Annotated in this window: 20 protein-coding genes; 17 read left to right on the top strand and 3 right to left on the bottom strand. The window is 63.0% G+C overall.

All coding sequences use genetic code 11. The features are described 5' to 3' along the window. The first annotated feature begins 270 nt into the window (after positions 1-270). Both tkt and gap read left to right on the top strand, forming a co-directional pair. The gene (gene tkt / locus VGH41_RS11395; protein ID WP_331597524.1) at positions 271-2,292 is read left to right on the top strand and encodes a transketolase; all 2,022 of its coding nucleotides are present in this window, start codon (positions 271-273) and stop codon (positions 2,290-2,292) included. A 94-nt stretch (positions 2,293-2,386) separates the two neighbouring features. Next, the gene (gap, locus tag VGH41_RS11400) at positions 2,387-3,397 is read left to right on the top strand and encodes a type I glyceraldehyde-3-phosphate dehydrogenase (RefSeq protein ID WP_331597525.1); all 1,011 of its coding nucleotides are present in this window, start codon (positions 2,387-2,389) and stop codon (positions 3,395-3,397) included. A gap of 136 nt (positions 3,398-3,533) precedes the next feature. On the opposite strand, the gene fur is transcribed toward gap, so the two are convergent. Further along, positions 3,534-3,962, bottom strand: a complete 429-nt coding sequence (fur, locus tag VGH41_RS11405) for a ferric iron uptake transcriptional regulator (RefSeq protein ID WP_331597526.1) — start codon at positions 3,960-3,962, stop codon at positions 3,534-3,536. Between the two features lie 162 nt (positions 3,963-4,124). Here fur and VGH41_RS11410 point away from each other — a divergent pair, with 162 nt between their 5' ends. From VGH41_RS11410 to VGH41_RS11450, 9 genes are all read left to right on the top strand, one after another. Then, positions 4,125-4,946 (top strand): outer membrane protein assembly factor BamE, encoded by an 822-nt coding sequence (locus VGH41_RS11410; RefSeq protein ID WP_331597527.1) that lies wholly within the window; start codon positions 4,125-4,127, stop codon positions 4,944-4,946. A 187-nt stretch (positions 4,947-5,133) separates the two neighbouring features. Beyond that, complete coding sequence (gene dapB / locus VGH41_RS11415; protein ID WP_331597528.1) at positions 5,134-5,931, top strand: 4-hydroxy-tetrahydrodipicolinate reductase; 798 nt, start codon at positions 5,134-5,136, stop codon at positions 5,929-5,931. 71 nt (positions 5,932-6,002) lie between these two features. Next, positions 6,003-6,665, top strand: a complete 663-nt coding sequence (locus VGH41_RS11420; RefSeq protein ID WP_331597529.1) for a MotA/TolQ/ExbB proton channel family protein — start codon at positions 6,003-6,005, stop codon at positions 6,663-6,665. Positions 6,666-6,701: 36 nt separating this feature from the next. Further along, positions 6,702-7,133, top strand: a complete 432-nt coding sequence (locus VGH41_RS11425; RefSeq protein WP_331597530.1) for a biopolymer transporter ExbD — start codon at positions 6,702-6,704, stop codon at positions 7,131-7,133. 224 nt (positions 7,134-7,357) lie between these two features. Beyond that, positions 7,358-9,949 (top strand): leucine--tRNA ligase, encoded by a 2,592-nt coding sequence (leuS, locus tag VGH41_RS11430; protein ID WP_331597531.1) that lies wholly within the window; start codon positions 7,358-7,360, stop codon positions 9,947-9,949. A gap of 88 nt (positions 9,950-10,037) precedes the next feature. Continuing rightward, on the top strand, positions 10,038-10,589 hold the full coding sequence (lptE, locus tag VGH41_RS11435; protein ID WP_331597532.1) for an LPS assembly lipoprotein LptE: 552 nt from the start codon (positions 10,038-10,040) through the stop codon (positions 10,587-10,589). Between the two features lie 42 nt (positions 10,590-10,631). Continuing rightward, positions 10,632-11,756: a DNA polymerase III subunit delta gene (holA, locus tag VGH41_RS11440; RefSeq protein WP_331597533.1), complete on the top strand. Its 1,125-nt coding sequence runs from the start codon at positions 10,632-10,634 to the stop codon at positions 11,754-11,756. Positions 11,757-11,909: 153 nt separating this feature from the next. Beyond that, positions 11,910-13,181: a glutamate-5-semialdehyde dehydrogenase gene (locus tag VGH41_RS11445; RefSeq protein WP_331597534.1), complete on the top strand. Its 1,272-nt coding sequence runs from the start codon at positions 11,910-11,912 to the stop codon at positions 13,179-13,181. 62 nt (positions 13,182-13,243) lie between these two features. Further along, entirely contained in the window at positions 13,244-13,660 is a 417-nt protein-coding gene (locus VGH41_RS11450) for a CopD family protein (RefSeq protein ID WP_331597535.1), read from the top strand. Positions 13,661-13,854: 194 nt separating this feature from the next. Here VGH41_RS11450 and VGH41_RS11455 read toward each other — a convergent pair whose 3' ends face one another. Further along, entirely contained in the window at positions 13,855-14,700 is an 846-nt protein-coding gene (locus VGH41_RS11455; RefSeq protein ID WP_331597536.1) for a MurR/RpiR family transcriptional regulator, read from the bottom strand. Between the two features lie 290 nt (positions 14,701-14,990). Between VGH41_RS11455 and edd the strand changes: the two genes are divergently transcribed. The 4 genes from edd to VGH41_RS11475 all read left to right on the top strand — a co-directional run bounded on the left by edd (position 14,991) and on the right by VGH41_RS11475 (position 19,667). Next, positions 14,991-16,862, top strand: a complete 1,872-nt coding sequence (gene edd, locus VGH41_RS11460; protein WP_331597537.1) for a phosphogluconate dehydratase — start codon at positions 14,991-14,993, stop codon at positions 16,860-16,862. Between the two features lie 2 nt (positions 16,863-16,864). Further along, positions 16,865-17,506, top strand: a complete 642-nt coding sequence (eda, locus tag VGH41_RS11465; RefSeq protein WP_331597538.1) for a bifunctional 4-hydroxy-2-oxoglutarate aldolase/2-dehydro-3-deoxy-phosphogluconate aldolase — start codon at positions 16,865-16,867, stop codon at positions 17,504-17,506. Between the two features lie 282 nt (positions 17,507-17,788). Beyond that, the gene (locus tag VGH41_RS11470) at positions 17,789-19,162 is read left to right on the top strand and encodes a GntP family permease (protein WP_331597539.1); all 1,374 of its coding nucleotides are present in this window, start codon (positions 17,789-17,791) and stop codon (positions 19,160-19,162) included. 10 nt (positions 19,163-19,172) lie between these two features. Then, entirely contained in the window at positions 19,173-19,667 is a 495-nt protein-coding gene (locus VGH41_RS11475) for a gluconokinase (protein WP_331597540.1), read from the top strand. A 94-nt stretch (positions 19,668-19,761) separates the two neighbouring features. Here the strand turns inward: VGH41_RS11475 and purB are convergent, their stop codons facing one another. Next, entirely contained in the window at positions 19,762-21,150 is a 1,389-nt protein-coding gene (gene purB / locus VGH41_RS11480) for an adenylosuccinate lyase (protein ID WP_331597541.1), read from the bottom strand. A 213-nt stretch (positions 21,151-21,363) separates the two neighbouring features. Here purB and VGH41_RS11485 point away from each other — a divergent pair, with 213 nt between their 5' ends. Continuing rightward, positions 21,364-22,320, top strand: a complete 957-nt coding sequence (locus tag VGH41_RS11485; protein ID WP_331597542.1) for a LysR family transcriptional regulator — start codon at positions 21,364-21,366, stop codon at positions 22,318-22,320. A 204-nt stretch (positions 22,321-22,524) separates the two neighbouring features. Continuing rightward, positions 22,525-23,829, top strand: a complete 1,305-nt coding sequence (locus tag VGH41_RS11490; protein WP_331597543.1) for a Glu/Leu/Phe/Val dehydrogenase — start codon at positions 22,525-22,527, stop codon at positions 23,827-23,829. Positions 23,830-23,907 lie beyond the last annotated feature (78 nt).

Raw genomic sequence — 23,907 nt, forward strand, 5'->3', positions numbered from 1 at the left:
GCGCTGCGGGAAGGCGCGGCGAAACCTCATCCGGGCGGCCGAACCACGGCCCGCCACAGGCATGGGCAAAGGCCCGGCCCCACGTCCCATGCGGTTTCCAGCCGGGTACGCCGAAACCATCTGCTAGAATGTGACGCTTTGCGGCCCTCTCCGTTTGCTCTGCCCGTTTCGCGTCTCCAGGCGCCGCATCGTGCGCCGGAGCGACTGGCCGCCGAGCTTCCGGACCATCCCCCCGCGCCCCGCTTTTTGGACTCGTTCTCCGGACTCGACATGACGACCTCGTCTCCCGCACCCACCTCCCTGATGGCCAACGCAATCCGCGCGCTGGCTATGGATGCTGTTCAACAGGCGAATTCAGGCCACCCCGGCATGCCGATGGGCATGGCTGAGATTGGCGTTGCACTCTGGTCGCGCCATCTGCGCCACAACCCGACCAATCCCCAATGGGCCGACCGCGACCGCTTCGTGCTGTCGAACGGCCACGGCTCGATGCTGCTGTATTCGCTGCTGCATCTGACCGGCTACGACCTGCCGATCGAAGAACTGAAGAACTTCCGTCAGATGCATTCGAAGACGCCGGGTCACCCGGAATACGGCATCACGGCGGGCGTCGAAACGACCACCGGCCCGCTGGGTCAAGGTCTGGCGAATGCAGTGGGCATGGCGCTGGCTGAATCGCTGCTGGCCACCGAATTCAACAAGCCGGACGCGAAGATCGTCGATCACCACACGTACGTGTTCGTCGGCGACGGCTGCCTGATGGAAGGTATCTCGCACGAAGCCTGCTCGCTCGCGGGCGTGCTGAAGCTGAACAAGCTGATTGCATTCTATGACGACAACGGCATTTCGATCGACGGCGAAGTGGTGCACTGGTTCCACGACGACACGCCGAAGCGTTTCGAAGCGTACGGCTGGAACGTGATCCCGAATGTGGTCGGCCACGACGTGGAAGCAGTGGACGCCGCCATCAAGCGGGCCAAGCAATCGGACAAGCCCACGCTGATCTGCTGCAAGACCGTGATCGGCGAAGGTGCGCCCACCAAGGCCGGCAGCCACGATTCGCACGGTGCGCCGCTCGGCGAGAAGGAAATCGCTGCGACGCGTGAAAAGCTTGGCTGGAAGTGGGAGCCCTTCGTGATTCCGCAGGAGGTCTATGCGGCCTGGGACGCGAAGGAAGCCGGCGCGCGCCACGAGTCCGAGTGGGACAAGGCATTCGCCGCTTACCAGTCCAGATATCCGCAGGAAGCGGCCGAGTTCACGCGCCGTATGGCCAAGCAATTGCCGGCTGACTGGGCGCAGCAGGCGCAAGCCATCATCGCTGGCGCAAATGAGCGTGCCGAGACGATTGCCACGCGCAAGGCATCGCAGCAGGCCATTGAAGGTCTCTCGGGCGTGCTGCCGGAATTGCTCGGCGGCTCGGCTGACCTGACCGGCTCGAACCTCACCAACTGGAAAGCGGCCAGGCCCGTGCGTGTGAACGCAGAAGGCAAGGCGGCCGGCAACTACGTCAACTACGGCGTGCGCGAATTCGGCATGAGCGCCGCAATCAACGGTATCGCGTTGCACGGCGGCTTCAAGGCCTTCGGCGGCACCTTCCTGACCTTCTCGGACTACAGCCGCAACGCCTTGCGCGTCGCTGCGCTGATGAAAGCGCCGTCGATCTTCGTGTTCACGCACGATTCGATCGGCCTCGGCGAAGACGGCCCGACGCACCAGTCCATCGAACACGTGGCGAGCCTGCGTCTGATTCCGCATCTGCAAGTGTGGCGTCCGGCCGATACGGTCGAAACCGCGGTGGCGTGGACGCAAGCTGTCGAACATCATGGCCCGTCGTGCCTGATCTTCAGCCGTCAAAACCTGCTGTTCTCGGAGCGCACCGACGCGCAGATCGCCAACGTCGCCAGGGGCGGTTACGTGCTGCGCGACTGGAACGACGAGATCGTCGCGCGCAAGATCATCCTGATGGCGACCGGCTCCGAAGTGGAACTGGCGCTGAAGGCGGTCGAGCCGCTGGCGCGTGAAGGCATCGCGGCACGCGTGGTGTCGATGCCGGCCACCACCGTCTTCGATCAGCAAGACGCCGAATACCGCGAGCGCGTACTGCCGAAGGGCGTGCGCCGCGTAGCAATCGAAGCTGGCGTGACGGATTTCTGGCGCAAGTACGTGGGTCTGGAAGGCGGCGTGGTCGGGATCGACACGTTCGGCGAGTCCGCCCCGGCTGGCGTGTTGTTCAAGCATTTCGGCTTCACCGTCGAGCACGTCGTGGAGACGGCGAAAGCCGCACTCGACTGATCTTCCGCACGCCTTGCCGTGCTTTCGAACGCACGGCAAGGCTGCCGGTCAGACGAAACACGGACGTATTTTTTCAGCCATCAGGAGATAGACAATGACGATTCGCGTCGCAATCAACGGCTACGGCCGGATCGGCCGCAACACGCTGCGCGCCTTCTATGAAAACGGCAAGAAGCACGACATCCAGATCGTTGCCATCAACGACCTGGGCGATGCCAACACCAATGCTCACCTGACGCAATACGATACGGCACACGGCAAGTTCCCGGGTGAAGTGTCGGTGGACGGCGATTACCTCGTCGTCAACGGCGACCGTATTCGCGTGCTGGCTAACCGCAACCCGGCTGAATTGCCGTGGGGCGAGCTGAACGTCGACGTCGTGATGGAATGCACGGGCTTTTTCACGACCAAGGAAAAGGCTAGCGCGCACATCAAGGGTGGCGCGAAGAAGGTCATCATCTCGGCACCGGGCGGCAAGGACGTGGACGCGACGATCGTCTACGGCGTGAACCATCATGTGCTGAAGGCATCGGACACGGTCATTTCCAACGCATCGTGCACGACCAACTGCCTGGCACCGCTCGTCAAGCCGCTGAACGACAAGATCGGCCTGGAAAACGGCCTGATGACGACGATCCACGCGTACACGAACGACCAGGTTCTGACCGACGTGTATCACGAAGACCTGCGCCGCGCCCGCTCGGCCACGCACAGCCAGATCCCGACGAAGACGGGCGCGGCATCGGCTGTCGGCCTGGTTCTGCCGGAACTGAACGGCAAGCTGGACGGCTACGCGATTCGCGTGCCGACCATCAACGTGTCGATCGTCGACCTGTCGTTCATCGCCAAACGTGACACGACCGTGGACGAAGTCAATGCGATCATGAAGGAAGCATCGGAAGGCGCGCTGAAGGGCATCCTCGGCTACAACAAGGCGCCGCTGGTGTCGATCGACTTCAACCACAACCCGGCTTCGTCGACCTTCGACGCAACGCTGACCAAGGTGTCGGGCCGTCTGGTGAAGGTGTCGAGCTGGTACGACAACGAGTGGGGTTTCTCGAACCGCATGCTGGACACGGCCGTGGCGCTCGCAAACGCGAAGTAAGCAAAGCGGGTGCGGCGCCTTCAGCGCCGCGTCTGCCAATGTTGTAATGAGCCGCTCTTCGGAGCGGCTTTTTTGTGCCTGCGCCTCGCAGAGGCGCCGTTACCGCATGCTTTAAGACATGTGGCCTTTGCGCCCATTAATGCTTACGATGCGGGCAGTTCTCCTTGGTGCAGGCGCCGTACAGGGCCAGCGCATGCTCCTGCAGCTTGAAACCGCGATCCTTTGCGATAGCCTGCTGGCGGCTTTCGATTTGCTGATCGAAAAACTCCTCGACCAGTCCACAGTCGATGCACACAAGGTGATCGTGGTGAGTTCCTTCGTTCAGCTCAAAGACGGCCTTGCCGGATTCGAAGTTGCTGCGCGACAGCAAGCCGGCCTGCTCGAACTGCGTAAGCACACGGTAAACCGTGGCCAGCCCGATATCGAGCTCTTCATGTAGCAAATTGCGGTAGACGTCTTCAGCGGTCAGGTGGCGCACCGGGCTGTGCTGGAAGATCTCAAGGATCTTGAGGCGCGGTAGGGTCGCCTTGAGCCCGATATTTTTCAGATCGGTTGGATTGGTCATGACAAGGGATCCCTAGAGTACAATGCAGGGTTCTAATAGTAATGTGTTTTCGCTGTTCAGGTCATCTTCGATGCAATGAAACTCGCGCGGCTCGCCACAGGCAGGGCCCGCACGGTGAGTGAAATGATTTCAAAATCTCTATTGATCTACCGGGGGAGCCGCATGCGGGGTACCTTGATTGCTGCAGCGACTGTCGCGGTTCTTGCCGGATGCTCCACTTACGACAGCCTAACGCAGCGTATCGCACAAAGCATCACGCCGTATCGGATTACCGTTGTGCAAGGCAACTTCGTCTCGGCCGAGGCCGCGGCGCAAATGAAAGTTGGCATGACGCGCGACCAGGTGCGCCAGGTTCTCGGCACGCCGCTTCTGACCGACATGTTCCATGCGGACCGCTGGGACTACGTGTTCTACTTCAAGCGCGGCAACAAGAGCATCGTCGAACAGCGCGACTTTGTCGTCTTGTTCGCGGGTGATACGGTCGCCAGCTGGTCGGGCGGCGAGGACCTGCCGTCGAACCTTGAACTGCTCGCCGAAATCGATGGCGACAAGGGCGGCAAGAAAGCCCGTGCGGCTGCGTTGGCAGCGGCAGCGAGCGCGTCGGCAGCCAGCGCGCCGGCCACGGCGTCGGGCGCAGCGGCGGCTGCGGCTGCTCCGGAGGCCGCGTCGGCACCGTCCATGGACGCGAACGCCGAAGCCGCGCAGGCAGCCAACCGCGCAACCGAGGCGGTGCAGGCGCCTACCGGCAAGATCACGCCTTCGGTGCGTGCCGGCACGCCCACGGCGAACGGCGGCGTGGTGCCGTCCGGCGCAACCGCGCCGGGCCAGCCGCAGTTCCAGTTCACGCGTCCGCCGCCACCCACGGTGCCGGGTGCGCCGGAAAGCAATCCGGTTGGGCCCACAGGTCCGCAGAGCAACAGCGGCCCGACCCACAACACGCCGTTGACGTCTTCTTCCGCGGCAAGCTCGGGAACGGGCAGCTAAATTCGCTGTCCCTGACAATGACGGGTCACGCGCGGCGCGCGGGCCCGTCATTTCTGTTTCTTACCGCGTTCATGGCGCGCAGTGCGGCGTTGTTGCGCAGCGTGCGGACCCACGGTGCGCCCGCTGGCGTACCCGCTTGTGGGCCATCTTTCGCGACTTTTTTGCACGTGCTCCCCACGTGATTGCCATGAAAATTGCCATTGCCGGGGCATCGGGCCGTATGGGCCGGATGCTCATCGAAACCGTTCTGAACGACTCTGGCGCGACGCTGTCCGGCGCGCTCGTGCGGACTGGCTCGCCGCATATCGGTGAGGACGCCGGGGCGTTCCTCGGCAAGCAAACCGGCGTGCGCCTGAGCGACGACATCGAGCAGATGTTCGCGCAATCCGACTATCTGATCGACTTCACGCGCCCCGCGGCCACCTTGGTACATCTCGAAGCCGCACAGCGCCACCAGGTCAAACTGGTGATCGGCACCACGGGTTTCGACAACGACCAGAAGGCGCAGCTGCGTGCCGCAGCCGACAAGGTCGGCATCGTGTTCGCGGCCAACATGAGCGTGGGCGTCAACGTCACGCTGAAGCTGCTCGATTACGCAGCGCGTCATTTCGCCACCGGCTACGATATCGAGATCATCGAAGCACATCACCGTCACAAGGTGGACGCGCCGTCCGGCACGGCGCTCGCCATGGGTGAGGTGATCGCCGGCGCGCTCGGCCGCAATCTCGACGAATGCGCGGTGTATGGGCGCGAAGGCGTCACGGGCGAGCGCGATCCGTCTACCATCGGTTTCTCGGCCATTCGCGGCGGCGATATCGTCGGCGACCATACGGTGCTGTTTGCGGGCATTGGCGAGCGCATCGAAATTACGCACAAATCGGCGAGCCGGCTGTCCTATGCACAGGGCGCGCTGCGCGCCGCGCAGTTCCTCGAAGGCCACGCGACCGGCCTGTACGACATGCAGGACGTGCTCGGCCTGCGCTGAGCGAGAAGTCGCTTTTGCCCCAGCTTGCGCTGTCCTGAACGTCAGCGCGCTCTTTTCGAAGGCGAGGTCCAATGGCAGGCACCGGCATCGTTCACTACTTGCAAACCAGCGACGCGATCACGCACGCCGTGGCCTACGTGCTGCTGGCCATGTCGATTGCGAGCTGGTGCTTCCTGATCGTCAAGAGCTGGATGCTGGGCCGCGCGAAGCGTCAGGCGGCACACGCCATCGCCCAGTTCTGGCAGTCGCCTACGCTCACCGAAGGGGTCGCCGCGCTGCGGCGCGCCGATAGCGAGCGGGTCTTTGCGCCGCTCGCCGAGGCGGCCTTGCAGGCAGCGGAAGTGGACATCCCGGGCGCGCTGCTCGCGCGCGTCGAACGCAGCGAGCGGGTGCTACGGGCGCTGCGCCAGGCACTCAACACGTCGCAACGGCGGCTCGAATTCGGTCAGGTTTTGTTGGCGTCGGTGGGTGCGACGGCGCCTTTCGTCGGCTTGCTCGGCACGGTGTGGGGCATCTATCACGCGCTCGGCAGCATTGCCGCCAGCGGGCAGGCGATGATCGAAAACGTCGCCGGACCGGTCGGCGAGGCGCTGATCATGACGGCCTTTGGCCTCGTGGTCGCGATTCCCGCCGTACTTGCGTATAACGTGCTCGGCCGCATGGTGCGGCATTTGTCCGAGGAACTGGACGGCTTCGCGCACGATCTGCACGCCTACGTGTGCGCGCCGGCCTGACAACTGCGTCAGGAGGCGGTGAGTCAGGAGCTCTCAATGGCATTCGGCGGACTCGAAAAGAAAACCACGGCAGCGCCCATGGCGGACATCAACATGACGCCGCTGATCGACGTGATGCTGGTGTTGCTGGTCATCTTCATCATTACCGCGCCTTTATTCACCCACGCGATCCGGCTCGATCTGCCCAAGGTCGCCGCCGCGCCCGCCCGCCAGACGCCGCAAACCATCTCGCTTGCGATCGACGACGCGGGAAAAATCTACTGGAACGGCAACGTCATCACGCTGGACCAGATGCGCGCGCGCTTCGCCGACGCGGGCAAGGCGGCGCAACAGCCGGAAATCCAGCTACGCGCGGCGCGCGCCACCCGCTACGAGGTGATCGCGCAGATCATGGGCGCGGCGCAGCAGGCTGGGCTCGAACGGCTCGGCTTCGTAACGGATCCGCCGCCGCCTGTGCCAGGCCACTAGCCGCAAGCCACCCAGCGCGTCTGCGCGGCGCACGACGAACCGCTTCCCGTGTCCGTCGCTCTTGAGCCGCAGGCCTTTCGGCTTATGCCGTTTGCCGCGCGGCGTACCCGCGTGCGAACGGTATAATCAGCGTTTTCCCCTGTAAAAGGGGAAACGACGCCATTTCATCTAGCAGAGCACCAGGCCCGGTGCGAAAGCACCGAACCCAGCGATCCCATCACACCATGCACGAAAAATACGTTCCCTCCGACGTCGAATCCGCCGCGCAAGGGCAATGGCGCGCCACCGACGCCTATAAGACAACGGAAACCACCGAAAAGCCCAAGTTCTACTGCGTTTCGATGCTGCCGTACCCGTCGGGCAAGCTGCACATGGGCCACGTGCGCAACTACACGATCAACGACGTGATGTACCGCTATCTGCGGATGAACGGCTACAACACGCTGATGCCAATGGGCTGGGACGCATTCGGCATGCCGGCGGAAAACGCGGCCATGGCCAATGGCGTGCCGCCGGCCAAGTGGACCTACGACAACATTGCTTACATGAAGAAGCAGATGCAGTCGATGGGCCTCGCCATTGACTGGTCGCGCGAAGTGGCCACCTGCAGTCCCGACTACTACAAGTGGAACCAGTGGCTGTTCCTGAAGATGCTGGAAAAGGGCATTGCGTACAAGAAGACCGGCACGGTGAACTGGGACCCGGTGGATCAGACCGTGCTCGCCAACGAGCAGGTGATCGACGGGCGCGGCTGGCGCTCGGGCGCGCTGGTGGAAAAGCGCGAAATCCCGATGTACTACATGCGCATCACGCAGTACGCCGAAGAATTGCTGAACGACCTGGAAGGGCTCGGCTGGCCCGAGCGCGTCAAGGTCATGCAGCAGAACTGGATCGGCAAGAGCTTCGGCGTGAACTTCGGCTTCCCGTATGAGATCGACGGCGAAGAGAAACTGCTGCGCGTGTTCACCACGCGCGCCGACACCATCATGGGTGTGACCTTCTGCGCGGTCGCCGCCGAACATCCGCTCGCCACGCGCCTCGCGCAGGACAAACCGGAACTGCAGGCCTTCATCGAAGAATGCAAGCGCGGCGGCGTCGCCGAGGCTGACGTGGCGACCATGGAAAAGAAGGGCATGGCCACCGGTTTCTACGTCACGCATCCGCTCACGCAAGAGCCGGTCGAAGTGTGGATCGGCAACTACGTGTTGATGAGCTACGGCGAAGGCGCAGTGATGGGCGTGCCGGCGCACGACGAGCGCGACTTCGCGTTCGTCAAGAAATACGGTCTGCCGGTCAGGCAGGTGGTGAAGGTCGAGGGCAAGGAATTCTCGACCGACGCCTGGCAAGAATGGTACGGCGACAAGGACGGTACGCTCGTCAACAGCGGCAAGTACGACGGCATGAGCTACACGCAGGCTGTCGACTCGATTGCCAGCGACCTGAAGGAACTGGGCCTCGGCGACAAGCAGATTACCTACCGTCTGCGCGACTGGGGCGTGTCGCGCCAGCGCTACTGGGGTACGCCAATTCCGATCATCCACTGCGCCGCCTGTGGCGACGTGCCGGTGCCGGAACAGGATCTGCCCGTGGTGCTGCCGGAAGATCTCGTGCCGGACGGCACGGGCAACCCGCTTGCCAAATCCGAAGCATTCGTGAACTGCACATGTCCGAAGTGCGGCGCGCCCGCGAAGCGCGAAACCGACACCATGGACACTTTCGTCGACTCGTCGTGGTATTTCTACCGCTACGCGGCGCCTGACGCCAAGACCATGGTCGACGAGCGCACCGACTACTGGATGCCAATGGACCAGTACATCGGCGGCATCGAACACGCCATTTTGCACTTGCTGTATTCGCGCTTCTGGGCGAAGGTTTCGCGCGACCTGGGCATCGTGAAGTTCGGCGAGCCGGCCAAGAACCTGCTCACGCAGGGCATGGTGCTCAACGAAACGTATTTCCGCGAAGACACTGCGGGCAAGAAGACCTGGTACAACCCGGCCGACGTCACCGTGGCGTTCGACGACAAGGGACGTCCGGTCGGCGCCGTGCTGAATTCGGACGGTCAGCCGGTCGTGCTGGGCGGCGTCGAAAAGATGTCGAAGTCGAAGAACAATGGCGTCGATCCGCAGTTGCTGATCGACCAGTACGGCGCGGACACCGCGCGCCTGTTCGTAATGTTCGCCGCACCGCCGGAGCAGCAGCTGGAGTGGTCGGGCGCGGGCGTCGAAGGTGCGAGCCGCTTCCTGCGCCGGGTGTGGGGCTACGGCCATGCCAACGAAGCGGCGCTGCGCGAACGCGCGTCGTTCGATGCCGCGCAACTCGCCGAAGCCGACAAGGTGCTGCGCCGCGAGATCTACAGCGTGCTGAAGCAGGCCGATTTCGACTATCAGCGTCTGCAGTACAACACCGTGGTGTCGGCGGCCATGAAGATGCTGAATGCGCTGGACAGCGCCAAGGGTGCCACGCCGGCCGTACTGCGCGAATGCTATGGCGTGATGCTGCGCGTGCTGTATCCGGTCGTGCCGCACGCCACCTTCCAGCTGTGGCAGGAACTGGGCTATGCGGACGAATTCGGCACGCTGCTCGATGCACCGTGGCCGAAGGTCGATGAGGAGGCGCTCGAACAGGCCGAGATCGAACTCGTGCTGCAGGTAAACGGCAAGGTGCGTGGCGCGGTGAAGATTGCCAAAGACGCGCCGCGTGACGCAATCGAACAGGCCGCGCTGGCCCATGAGATGTTCGCGAAGTTCAGCGAAGGCAACGCGCCGAAGAAGATCATCGTTGTGCCGGGCCGGCTGGTGAACATCGTCGTGTGACGGCGCATTCGAAGCTTGCCGGGGTGCCGTCGCAAGGCGTGGCGGCACGGGAATGTTGTACGGTTTCTACTGCGAACCAGGAGCCAATGTGACTCGCAGATCGTTTTTGACACTGGCATGCGGGGTGATGCTGTTGTCCGCGTGTGGTTTTCAGTTGCGCGGCCAGCAGGACTATCCGTTCAAGCGCCTCGCCGTAGTAGGCGGGCCGCCTGCTTTCGTAGGCCGGCTGAGCCGGATCGTGCAGGGTGGCAGCGACACGGTGATCGTCAGCTCACCGGCCAACGCGGACGCCGTTCTGCGGGTGACGGAAAGCCGTGGCAACAGCGTGCTGACCATGAACTCGCTGGGCATCGTCGAGGAATACCAGCTCAACTACACGATCAGCTATACGCTCACGGGCTCCGATGGAACCGTGCTGATTCCGGGTAGCGTCATCGCGCTGAACCGGGCCATGACGTACAGCGATCAGTTCTCACAGTCGAAGGTTGCGGAAGCAGATCTTCTGTACGCCGACATGCAGAGCGACGCCGTTGACCAGTTGACGCGCCGCCTCGGCGTGGTGCACTCGCTGCATCCGGCGCCGGGTCAGGAAGTGCCGGCCGTTGCGCCGCGCGCACCGTTGCCGCCGCCGCCGCTTTGAGCGCCGCTGTGTTTTGTCTCTTTTGTTGATTGATGCGTAGCCATGCAACTGCGACTTGACGCGCTCGAAGCGCACCTCGCGAAGGGACTCGCCGGCCTGTACGTCGTGTACGGGGACGAGCACCTGCTCGCGCAGGAAGCGTGCGATCGTATCCGCGCGGCGGCGCGCGCGGCCGGCTATACCGACCGCACGGTGTTCACGGTCGAGCGTGGCTTCGACTGGAGTTCGCTGCTGGGTGCGAGCCAGTCGATGTCGCTGTTCGGCGACCGGCAACTGGTCGAACTGCGCATCCCGTCGGGCAAGCCCGGCAAGGAAGGCGCGGACGCGCTGAAGTCGCTGGCGGACGCGGTCAATCCGGACGTGCTGACTATCGTCACGCTGCCACGTCTCGATGCGGCCACGCAGAAATCCGGCTGGTTTACCGCGTTATCCGAAGCGGGCGCGGCGCTGAAAATCGATCCGGTGGAGCGCGCGCAGTTGGCCAACTGGGTCGGCCAGCGGTTGTCGCAGCAGGGTCAGCGGGTGGCCGCCGGGGAAGAGGGACGGCGCGCGTTGCAGTTCATTGCGGAGCGGGTGGAAGGCAATCTGCTTGCAGCGCACCAGGAAATCCAGAAGCTTGGGCTGCTGTATCCGGCCGGCGTGCTGAGCTATGAGCAGGTTCAGGACGCGGTGCTGAACGTGGCGCGTTATGACGTTTTCAAACTGAACGAAGCCATGCTGGCGGGTGATGTGGGCCGGCTGGCGCGCATGCTCGACGGCTTGCGCGGCGAGGGCGAGGCGGCGGTGCTGGTACTGTGGGCCGTCGTCGAGGAAGTGCGCACGCTGTTGCGCATCAAGCGTGGTGTCGCAGCCGGCAAGCCGCTTGCCATGCTCACGCGCGAGAACCGCGTCTGGGGGCCGCGTGAGCGGCTGATCGGGCCCGCGCTGTCGCGTGTGACCGAAGCGGCGCTGGAGAAGGGCTTGGCGCTTGCTGCGAAGCTCGATCGCCAGGTGAAGGGTTTGTCGGGCGGCACGCGGGGCGACTATCGCAACAATCCGCCGCCTGATCCGTGGGACGGACTTTTCGAGCTGGCCATGACGGTGGCTTCACCGGCGAAGGCCGCGCCGCCGCCGTCGTCGGCGAAGCCAGGGCCGAGGCCGGCAGCGCCAGCACGTCGGCCAGCTTGAACCCCGCGGACCCAGGACGGCGCCGGTTTTGTCAGGCGCTGCAACTGCAGGCAGTCGAGCAGGCCGCCGTCACCCGTCTTACAATCGTTTGATGTTTCATTCATTCTGCCTGCCCGCAGCGCGTCAAGCGGGCCCGGCACCACGAGAATCACCATGGATATCAACCAGTACATGACCGACCTCGGTCGCCGCGCCCGTCACGCTTCGCGTGCAATGGCGCGGGCCTCGACGGCTGCGAAGAACGCCGCGCTGGACGCGGTGGCTCGCGCGATCGAGCGCGACGCCGCGCAATTGAAAGAAGCCAATGCGCGCGACGTCGCCCGTGCGCGCGAGAAGGGGCACGACGCCGCTTTCATCGACCGCCTGACGCTGTCGGACAAGGCTTTGCAGAGGATGGTCGAAGGCTTGCGCCAGGTGGCGGCGCTGGCCGATCCGATTGGTGAAATCAGTAATCTCAAGTATCGGCCGAGTGGCATCCAGGTCGGGCAGATGCGTGTGCCGCTCGGCGTGATCGGGATCGTCTACGAATCGCGTCCGAACGTGACCATCGACGCCGCCGCTCTCTGTCTGAAATCGGGCAACGCGACCATTTTGCGGGGCGGCTCGGAAGCGCTCGAATGCAACACGGCGTTGGCGAAGCTGATCGGCGAAGGGCTGGAAGCCGCCGGCTTGCCGCAAGACGCGGTGCAGGTGGTGGCCACTTCGGATCGCGCCGCCGTCGGCGCGCTGATCACCATGACGGAATACGTGGATGTAATCGTGCCGCGCGGCGGCAAGAGCCTGATCGCGCGTCTGATGGAAGAAGGCCGCGTGCCGATGATCAAACACCTCGACGGCATCTGCCACGTGTATGTCGACGAGCGTGCGGATCTCAAAAAGGCGCTGACTGTCTGCGATAACGCCAAGACGCATCGCTACGGCACCTGCAACACCATGGAAACGCTGCTGGTGGCGCGCGGCATTGCGGCCGAAGTGCTGCCGCCTTTGGGCAAGCTGTACCGCGGCAAGGACGTTGAACTGCGCGTCGACCCCGCGGCACGCGCCGTGTTGGCGGATGCGGGCGTCGGGCCGCTCGTCGAGGCCACCGAAGAAGACTGGCGTACGGAATATCTGGCGCCGGTGCTCGCCATCAAGGTGGTGGACGATCTCGACGCGGCCATCGAGCACATCAATACCTACAGCTCGCAGCACACCGACGCCATCGTCACGGAAGACCACGACCGCGCGATGCGCTTCCTGCGCGAAGTGGATTCGGCAAGCGTGATGGTGAACGCGTCGACGCGCTTCGCGGACGGCTTCGAATTTGGCCTGGGCGCGGAAATCGGCATCTCGAACGACAAGCTGCATGCGCGTGGACCGGTCGGGCTGGACGGGCTGACGTCGCTGAAATATGTGGTGCTGGGGCACGGCGAAGGGCGGCAATAAGTCGGGCCGCCATGTCACGCAATAGCCAACAATAAGGTCAACAAGTCGTGCTAGGACTGCCGATGCTTTGGGTGAAGACGTTTCACATTGTTTTGATTGCTTCCTGGTTCGCCGGTCTGTTCTACCTGCCGCGCATCTTCGTCAATCTGGCGATGGAGACCGAACCCGCCGCAACCGCGCGCCTGCTCATCATGGCGCGCAAGCTGTACCGCTTCATGACGTTCATCGCCTTTCCCGCGCTGGCCTGTGGCTTGTGGTTGTGGCTCGTGATCGGGATTGGACGCGGGCAGGGCTGGATGCACGCCAAACTGACGGTGGTGGTGCTGCTGATCGTCTATCACTTCTACTGCGGGCGACTGCTGGCGACCTTCGAGCGGGGTGAAAACCGCCGCACCCACAAGTGGTACCGCATGTTCAATGAACTGCCGGTGTTGGGGATGTTGGCGGCGGTTGCCCTGGTGATACTCAAGCCGTTTTGAAAACAGGACGCTCTCTATCCGGTTATTGCGAGCGATCCGCGCGTCGGCTATCAGCGCGTCGTACCGGTGCCAGGAGCGGTAAGCAGTTCATGGTCATGATCATGCCAGACCGGATCTGATCCGGCAGTCGTACAAACAGAAACGGGCTCCCTTCGCGGAGCCCGTTTCGTTTGGCGCGCTGCACCGGGCTCAATTCAGGTGCCAGGCTCGATCCTGCGCCGGTTGATGACCTCTTTGGTCTGCGCCAGCTTCCCGACCAGTTCCGGTCCACGGCTGAGCGCCACGCCCACCGCCAGAATGTCCCCGATCGCCAGATGCGAGACGCGCGAAGTCATCGGCGAAAAGATATCCGTGTCTTCATCGACGTTGGCGAATAAGCCGACCGTGGCGAGGCGCGCCAGGGGCGAGTTGCCATGCGTAATCGCAATCACCTTCGCACCGGCAGCGAGAGCGGCCTTCGAGGCGTCGACGATATCGCGCGTGCGCCCGGTGTTCGAAATGGCCACCACCACGTCTTCCGGGCCCAGCAACGCCGCGGACATCAGAAACGTATGCGGATCCGAATACGCGACGCTCGGCATGCCGAGCCGGAAGAACTTGTGCTGCACGTCGAGCGCGGCGATCCCCGAGCCGCCTGCGCCGTAAAACTCGATCCGCCGTGCCTGCGACAACAGCTTGATCGCCGCCGCGACGCTGTCCGACGAGAGGTTGTTGCGCACCTGGATCAGCGCGCCGATGGTCCGGTCCAGCACCTTGGCCGCCACGCCCGGCGCAGGTTCGTCAGCGCGTACATCCCGATAGACTGCGGGCACCTCCGCCGCAATGCCCTGCGCGAGGCGGATCTTGAATTCGCGGAAACCCGAAAAGCCGAGCGCATGGCAAAAGCGCGCGATGGTCGGCTGGCTCACGCCCGCGCGAGCAGCCACTTCCGTCATGGAGAGGTCGAGCACCTCGCGCGGCGCTTCGATCACATAGTCGGCCAGCTTGCGCTCGGATGGCCGCAACTGATCGCGCATCTCTTCTACCTGGGACAGCATCATTGGAAAACTCGCACTATGCTGAAGAATGCGTGGACTATAGCTGATTGCCGATATGTACAAAAACTACATATTGAGAGTAGGTGTATTCCCTAATGATGTGCAGATTTAGGGTAGAGAGCCCGTGTAGTATGGCTTTAAATGAAATCCAGAGTGATCGCGTTACGGGGCTAAATCACATTGCGATCGTGTAGTTTTTCTACTAAACTCTCGACGTCGGCTTGATCCGACGTCCCCGCGACCCACCTGGCCCTGCGCGCGTGTTCGCCTCAGCCAGCGACGAAGGAGCTTCGATGGTTTCCCCGCATTCGCAATTGCTCAAGGTCACGCAGCGCGTGATCGAACGCAGCAAGCCCACCCGCGCCGCCTATCTGGCTCGCATCGACAAGGCCCAAGGCAAGTTTCCAGCGCGCGGCGCGCTGTCCTGTGCCAATCTGGCGCACGGTTTCGCCGGCCTCGAGGGCAACGACAAACTCGTGATCAAGCAGATCCGCGAGCCGAATATCGGCATCGTGTCCTCGTACAACGAGATGCTTTCGGCGCACGCGCCGTACAAGAATTTCCCCGACATCATCAAACACGCCGCCCGTGAAAACGGCGGCGTCGCGCAGTTCGCGGGCGGTGTGCCGGCCATGTGCGATGGCGTCACGCAGGGCAATGCTGGCATGGAACTGTCGCTGTTCTCACGCGAAGTGATTGCCATGAGCACGGCGGTGGCGCTCACCCACAACATGTTCGACGCGGCGCTGTGCCTCGGCATCTGCGACAAGATCGTGCCGGGTCTCCTGATCGGCGCGCTGCAGTTCGGCCATATCCCCACGATCTTCGTCCCGGCGGGCCCGATGACGAGCGGTCTGGGCAACGACGACAAGGCGAAGGTTCGCCAGCAATTCGCCACCGGCCACTGCGACCGTGGCGCGCTGCTCGAAGCGGAAGCGGCCGCGTACCACGGGCACGGCACCTGCACCTTCTACGGCACGGCCAACAGCAACCAGATGCTGATGGAAGTGATGGGGCTGCATTTGCCGGGGTCGGCGTTTGTCCATCCCCATACACCGCTGCGTGATGCGCTGACCGCGCAAGCCGCGCGGCGCGTGCTCGACTTGACCGTGGAGCGCGGCAACTACATGCCGATCGGCCGCGTGGTCGACGAGAAAGCGATCGTCAATGGCATCGTCGCGTTGCTGGCAACGGGCGGTTCGACCAATCACACGCTGCACCTCGTGGCGATTGCCCGCGCAGCAGGCATCGTGATCGACTGGGACGACTTCGACCAGCTGTCGCAAAACGTGCCGCTGCTCGCGAAGATCTATCCGAACGGCAAAGCCGACGTGAACCATTTCCACGCGGCGGGCGGCGTGGCGTTCCTCGTGCGTAACCTGCTTGAAGGCGGCTTGCTGCATGAAGATGTGAACACGGTGGCGGGCAAAGGCCTGTCGCATTACACCGAAGAGCCGAAGCTGCTCGACGGCAAGCTGACGTGGGTACCGGGTGTCACGGAAAGCCAGGAAACGGCGGTGCTGCGCGGCATCAACGAGCCGTTCCAGAAGGACGGCGGCCTGCGTCTGATGCAAGGCAAGCTTGGCCGTGGCGTCATCAAGATTTCCGCGGTTGCGGCGCAGCATCGCAAGGTGAAAGCGCCGGCGATCGTGTTCGATTCGCAGGAAGCGGTGCAGGAAGCCTTCGATAATGGTGAGCTGAAGCGCAATTTCGTCGCCGTGGTGCGCTTCCAGGGCGCACGCGCAAACGGCATGCCCGAACTGCACCGTTTGACGCCGCTGCTCGGCGTGTTGCAGGATCAGGGTTTCCACGTCGCGCTCGTCACGGACGGGCGCATGTCGGGGGCCTCGGGCAAGGTGCCGGCGGTGATCCACCTGTCGCCGGAAGCGCTGCTGCAAGGGCCGATCGGCAAGGTCGTCACGGGCGACATGCTGGTGATCGACGCTGAAGCCGGAGTGCTCGACATCGAAATCGACGACGCCGAATGGGCGGCGCGGCCGCAAGCGCAGCCGCTGCATCAGGCGGAAAACGAAGTCGGTTTCGGCCGCGAACTGTTTGGTGTGTTCCGTGCCGCCGCGGCGCCGGCGGAACTGGGTGCTTCGGTATTCGGCCCGATGGTGGGCGAAGTTCATGCAAGCCACGAGCTGCAGAAACAAGGAGTCTGACTATGACGGCAAAGAAAGTAAGCGACATCGTGCGCCTTGGCCCAGTGATTCCGGTGCTGGCATTCGACTCGGCGGAGCAGGGCGAGAACGTGTCGCGCGCGCTCCATGCCGGTGGCGTGAAAGTGCTGGAAATTACGCTGCGTACGGCCGCCGGCCTCGAAGCAATCGAACGGGCGAGCCAGCTGGCGGAAGACATCGTGGTGGGCGTCGGCACGATCACGAGACCGGAACACTGCGCGCAGGCCAAGAAAGCGGGTGCCCAGTTCGGCGTCTCGCCGGGTCTGACGAAAGACATGCATAAAGCCGCGCAGGACGCGGGTTTGCCGCTTTTGCCTGGCGTGATGACGCCGAGCGACATCATCGTTGCGCTCGAGCTCGGCTATGAGATCGTCAAGTTCTTCCCGGCGCAGCAAGCAGGTGGCGTGCCGATGCTGCAGGCCTTCCACGGCCCGTTCCCGACGCTGAAGTTCTGCCCGACCGGCGGCATCACCGCCGAGACTGCCCCCAATTTCCTCGCACTACCGAACGTCGTGTGCGTGGGCGGTTCGTGGCTGACGCCGAAGGCCGCACTCGCGGCGCAGAACTGGGACGAAGTCACGCGTCTTGCGCGCGCTGCGAGCCAGCTTGCGGCGCCGTCGCATTGATTGATCTCAACCGTCGCATGTCATTTGCATGAGCGCCGGGTAAAAACGCGTTTCACCAGAAGGAGCCTCAGTGTCGCAGCCGTCAAGGCTGTGCCGGCGAGGCTCCTTTTTCATCTGCGCGGTACGTTTCGCGCGCCTATCATCCAGACAGACAGTAAAATTCAGCGACCGCGCGCCTGTCAGGGTATTGCCCAGTTCGCATAGGGCGCAGGGACTGGCTGCCGGCCCCGACCTACATCGCGCTTACATCCAAGAACCAACAACGCAATAAGGAGGCGCTCCATGGGAGCTAACCATGGCAGCTTGCTGCTGATTTACGCGGTCGTCGCCATCGCCGCGTTGATCCTGCTGATCACGCGCTACAAGGTCTATCCGTTCCTCGTCCTTATCATCGTGTCGCTGCTGCTCGGCCTCGTGGTCGGCATGCCGATGGGCACGATCGTCAAGTCATTCGAAACCGGCAATGGCAACACGCTGGGCCACATTGCGATTGTGGTCGGACTCGGCACCATGCTCGGCAAGATGATGGCCGAATCGGGCGGCGCGGAGCGCGTCGCCACGACGCTCATCGAGAAATTCGGCGAAAAGCACATTCATTGGGCCATGATGGTGGTGGCCATCATCGTCGGCTTGCCGGTGTTCTTCGAAGTGGGTTTCGTGCTGCTGATTCCGATCGCCTTCAACGTCGCGAAGCGCACCGGCAAGTCGCTGCTGCTGATCGGCTTGCCGATGATCGCGGGCTTGTCCGTCGTGCACGGACTGATTCCGCCACACCCGGCCGCCATGCTCGCGGTGCAGGCGTATCACGCCGATATCGGCAGGACCATCGCATACGGTCTGATCGTCGGCGTGCCGTGCGCGATTGTCGCGGGACCGCTGTTCGCGCTGCTGGTCAGCCGCTACATCAAGCTGCCCGAGCACAATCCGCTGGCGGCCCAATTCCTCGGTTCTGCTGAGCAAGACAAGGAAAAGAAAGCGCAGCGTGAGTTGCCGAGCTTCGGCATCACGCTGTTCACGATTCTGCTGCCGGTGATTCTGATGTTGATCGGCAGTTGGGCGGACCTGGTGTTCGCGCCGAAAACCTTGCCGAACGACCTGCTGCGCTTCGTCGGCAATTCGGATGTGGCGCTGTTGATTGCGGTGCTGGTCAGCTTCTGGACCTTCGGTGCGAAACGCGGCTTCACCCGCGAGCAGATCCAGAAGTTTTGCGGCGACTGTCTCGCGCCGATCGCCGGCATTACGCTGATCGTGGGCGCAGGCGGCGGTTTCGGACGCGTGCTGATGGATAGCGGCATTTCCAAAGAGATCGTCAATACGGCGACGGCGGCGCATCTTTCGCCGCTGTTGTTCGCATGGTGCGTGGCTGCGCTGATCCGTCTGGCGACGGGCTCTGCTACGGTTGCCATGACGACCGCGTGCGGCATCGTTGCGCCCATCGCGGCCGCCGGCACAGTGCAGGTGCGCCCGGAGCTGCTGGTGCTGGCAACGGGTTCGGGTTCGCTGATCTTCTCGCACGTCAACGACGGCGGATTCTGGCTGATCAAAGAGTACTTCGGAATGACGGTGGGGCAGACCTTCAAGACCTGGTCGCTGCTGGAAACCATCATTTCGCTGATGGGTTTGGGTTTGACCTTCGCACTCGCGACGGTTCTGTAAGGAGCATCTGATGATTCTGATCGCAATGGGCGTGTCGGGCGCCGGCAAGACGCGCATTGGTGAAATGCTGGCGGAACGCCTGCAATGCAGCTTCACCGACGGAGACGCATTTCACAGCGTCGCCAACAAGGAAAAGATGCACAAAGGCATCCCGCTGACCGACGATGACCGCTGGCCGTGGCTCAGGACCATTCGCGTTGCCATCGTGGAAAAGCAGGGCGCCAATGAGACGGCGGTGTTCACGTGTTCGTCGTTGAAACGTTCGTATCGCGACATTCTGCGCGGTGGCGACAAGGACGTGGTGTTCGTGTATCTGAAGGGCTCGTACGAGGTGTTGCATGAGCGTCTGCAGACGCGTACCGGTCATTTCTTCGATCCTTCGCTGCTGCAAAGCCAGCTCGACACGCTGGAAGAGCCGGGCGACGATGAGGCGATTACGGTGAGTATCGAGTTGTCGCCCGAAGCGATCGTGGATGAGGTGCTGGAGAAGATGAAGCTGCGTTGAGATCCCGTTGAGGCGCGTTGCCTTGCAACCCGCAGAATGGAAAATGGCGCTCCACGGAGCGCCATTTTTTCGCCTGAGCAGAAGCTGAAAGCCTTTAAGCAATCCGCTTCGCGAGTTCCACCGCCTTGCCCACATACGAAGCCGGCGTCATCGCAAGCAAACGTTCCCTGGCATCAGCCGGAATATTCAGGCCGCTGATGAACGTCTGCAGCGCCTCGCGCGTAATGCCCTTGCCGCGTGTGAGTTCCTTCAGCTGTTCGTACGGGTTTTCGATCCCGAAACGGCGCATCACCGTTTGCACCGGCTCGGCCAGCACTTCCCAGCAGTTGTCGAGGTCTTCGTTCAGACGTTGCGGGTTCACTTCGAGCTTGTCCAGACCGCGGATCAGCGCGTCGTATGCGAGCAGCGAATAACCGAACGCGACGCCGATATTGCGCAACACCGTCGAGTCCGTCAGATCACGCTGCCAGCGCGAGATGGGCAGCTTGTCGGCGAGGTGGCGCAGCGTGGCATTCGCGAGACCGAGGTTGCCTTCGGAGTTTTCGAAGTCGATCGGGTTGACCTTGTGCGGCATCGTGGACGAGCCGATTTCGCCGGCCTTCAGACGCTGCTTGAAGTAACCGAGCGAGATGTAGCCCCATACGTCGCGGTCCAGATCCAGCAGGATTGTGTTGGCGCGCGACACTGCATCGAACAGCTCGGCCATGTAATCGTGCGGCTCGATCTGAATCGTGTACGGATTGAATTTGAGCTTCAGGCGGTTCTCGACCACATCGCGCGAGAACGCTTCCCAGTCGAACTCGGGATACGCCGACAGATGCGCATTGAAGTTGCCGACCGCGCCGTTCATCTTGCCGAGCAGTTCCACCTTCTCGATACGCTCGATGGCACGCGCCAGGCGTGCGGCGACATTGGCCATTTCCTTGCCGAGCGTGGTCGGGCTGGCGGGCTGACCGTGCGTGCGCGAGAGCATGGGCTGCGCAGCCTGGGCGTGCGCCAGCGCGACGAGACGCGCATGCACCGAACGCAGCGCCGGCACGATCACGTGTTCGCGCGCGCCGGCCAGCATCAGACCATGCGAGGTGTTGTTGATGTCTTCCGAGGTGCACGCGAAGTGGATGAACTCGCTGGCGCGTTCCAGTTCCGGCTGCCCCTTCACCGATTCCTTCAACCAGTATTCGACGGCCTTCACGTCATGGTTCGTGACGCGCTCTATTTCCTTGATGCGCGCGGCGTCATGCGCGGTGAAGCGCTCGACCAGTTGCAGCAGGAATTGCTCGGAGGCTTCCGAGAAACGCGGCACTTCAGCGAAACCGGCGTGCGATAGCGCGATCAGCCAATGAATTTCGACCGCCACACGATGGCGCATGAACGCGGCTTCCGAAAGCCAGTCGCGCAGGGCTTCGGTTTTCGACGCATAGCGGCCGTCGAGCGGAGAGAGCGCGGTGAGCGCGAACAGGGTATCGGGGCGGGTGTCGGACATGATGGAGGCGTGAGCGCTCGGTGAGCAGATCGGAAACGGAGGGAACCGGGAATTTTACCACCGTACTGAGATAGCTCCCGCAAGCGCCAGCGGCGGGCACGGACCGGGTGCCCGGCGCCGGATGTCTTTTGCGTCAGGGCCGCTAGACGGGGCCGTTGCACAGTCCCCCCGCTAGAATGCTGACTTCTCCTTTCCCGCTGCTCACAGGTTCGCATGGAACTGAAATGGCTCGAAGACTTCGTTTCGCTCGCGGAGACGCGCAGTTTTAGCCGTTCCGCGGAGTTGCGCCACGTGACGCAGCCCGCCTTTTCGCGGCGCATTCAGGCACTGGAGGGCTGGCTCGGCACGGAGCTGATCGACCGTTCGGTTTATCCGACGCGCCTGACGGCGGCGGGGCAGGTGTTCTACGAGCAGGCTCTGGCGATGCTGTCGCAGTTCCACGAAGCCCGCACGCTGCTCAGAGGTCATACGGCCACGCCTGCGGCCACCATTGAATTCGCGGTGCCGCATACGCTGTCGCTCACGTATTTCCCGCGCTGGCTGCAACGTATCGAGGCGCAGCTGGGGCCCGTGCATACGCGCCTGCGCGCGCTGAACGTGCACGACGCGGTGTTGTCGCTGGTGGAAGGCGGGTGTGATCTGGTGATGGGCTATCACCATCCCAGCCATCCGGTCGCGCTCGATCCGGCACGCTACGACATGCTCACGCTCGGCATCGAGCCGATCAGTCCTTTCTCCGCGCCCGGCCGGGCAGGCCGCGCGCGTTACACGCTGCCCGGCACGTCCGGCGAACCGGCGCCGTATCTGTCGTACACACCGAATGCGTATCTCGGGCGCATGACCGAGGTGATCATCGCGAATGCGCCGGGCCGTCTGTATCTTGATCGTGTCTATGAAACGGACATGGCCGAAGGCCTGAAGGCGATGGCGCTGGCCGGTCATGGCATTGCGTTTCTGCCGCATAGCGCAGTCGAGGATGCGGTGGCGGAGGGCAAGCTGATCCGCCTCGATCGCGCGGCACGCGGCACGCCGCAAGGGCAGTTCACGCTGACCATGGAGATTCGTCTGTACCGCGACAAGCTCGCCGCGCAAGGTGACGATCCGCGCCATGTGCTGGTGCGCCAACTGTGGGACGTCGTGACCGACGAGCTCGCACAAGGCGCGGCCTAGACCACCCCATCAGCCGTTTCAGGCAGCGCTTTCATGCAGCTCAGAGGCGCTCCGCGCGCCCGCATTGTTACGTCCTATGCGACATGCTTTTGCGCTTTTTTAGCGTTATGCAAGAAAAACATAACGGGATGACCAAACGGCATTGGATTTCAAATTGGCGTTTTTCGACAATGGCGTCATTCGGTCAAAACGCTTGGAGCGTTCATGTCTTCCCAACCGCAGTCCGCAGCATCCTTGCAGTCCGTCCCGTCCTATCTGAATAGCGACAACCTCGGCCCCTGGGGCAACTATCTGCGTCAAGTCGATCGCGTCGCGCCGTATCTCGGCTCGCTGTCGCGCTGGCTTGAAACGCTGAAGCGCCCGAAGCGCATTCTCGTCGTCGACGTGCCTATCGAACTCGACAACGGCACCGTTGCGCACTTCGAAGGCTATCGCGTGCAGCACAACGTATCGCGTGGGCCGGGTAAGGGCGGCGTGCGTTATCACCAGGACGTGACGCTGTCCGAAGTGATGGCGCTGTCAGCATGGATGTCGGTCAAGAACGCGGCGGTGAACGTGCCGTACGGCGGTGCGAAGGGCGGCATCCGCGTCGACCCGCGCACGCTGTCGCGTGGCGAACTGGAGCGCGTGACGCGTCGCTACACCAGCGAGATCGGCATCATCATCGGACCGAACACCGACATTCCCGCGCCGGACGTGAACACGAACGAGCAGATCATGGCGTGGATGATGGACACGTACTCGATGAATCAGGGCCAAACGGCCACCGGCGTCGTGACCGGCAAGCCGATCACGCTCGGCGGCTCGCTCGGCCGTAAGGAAGCAACCGGCCGCGGCGTGTTCGTGGTGGGCACCGAAGCGGCGCGCCGCATCGGCTTCGATATCGAAGGCGCGCGCATCGCGGTGCAGGGTTTCGGCAACGTCGGCGGCATTGCGGCGCGTCTGTTCCAGGAAGCCGGCGCCAGGGTCGTGGCCGTGCAGGATCACACCGGCACGCTGTACAAGTCCACGGGTATCGACGCTGTGGCATTGCTCGATTACGTAGCGAAGCATGGCGGTGTAGGCGGCTTCCCTGAAGCGGACACGATCGCGAACGACGACTTCTGGGCCGTCGAATCGGACATCCTGATTCCGGCGGCGCTGGAAAATCAGATTACGGAAAAGAACGCCGGCAAGATCAAAACGAAGATCGTCGTGGAAGGCGCCAACGGCCCGACCACGACGGCGGCCGACGACATCCTGCACGACAAGGGCATTCTCGTGATCCCGGACGTGGTGGCCAATGCCGGCGGCGTCACCGTGTCGTACTTCGAATGGGTGCAGGACTTCTCGAGCTTCTTCTGGACCGAAGACGAGATCAACCAGCGTCTCGAGCGCGTGATGCGCGAGGCCTTCGCGGCAGTGTGGCAAGTGTCGAGCGAGCAGAAGGTTTCGGTGCGTACGGCGGCGTTTATCGTGGCCTGTAAGCGCATTCTTGAAGCGCGCGAATTGCGTGGCCTGTATCCCTGATCAGCCGTTTTAGCTTCTATTCAGTTTCCCCTGCGTCAACGCGGTTTTCGTCAGACCGCGGGTCACACCTGGCGGGCA

The sequence above is a fragment of the Paraburkholderia sp. genome (assembly GCF_036488795.1).
Classification (GTDB): Bacteria; Pseudomonadota; Gammaproteobacteria; order Burkholderiales; family Burkholderiaceae; genus Paraburkholderia.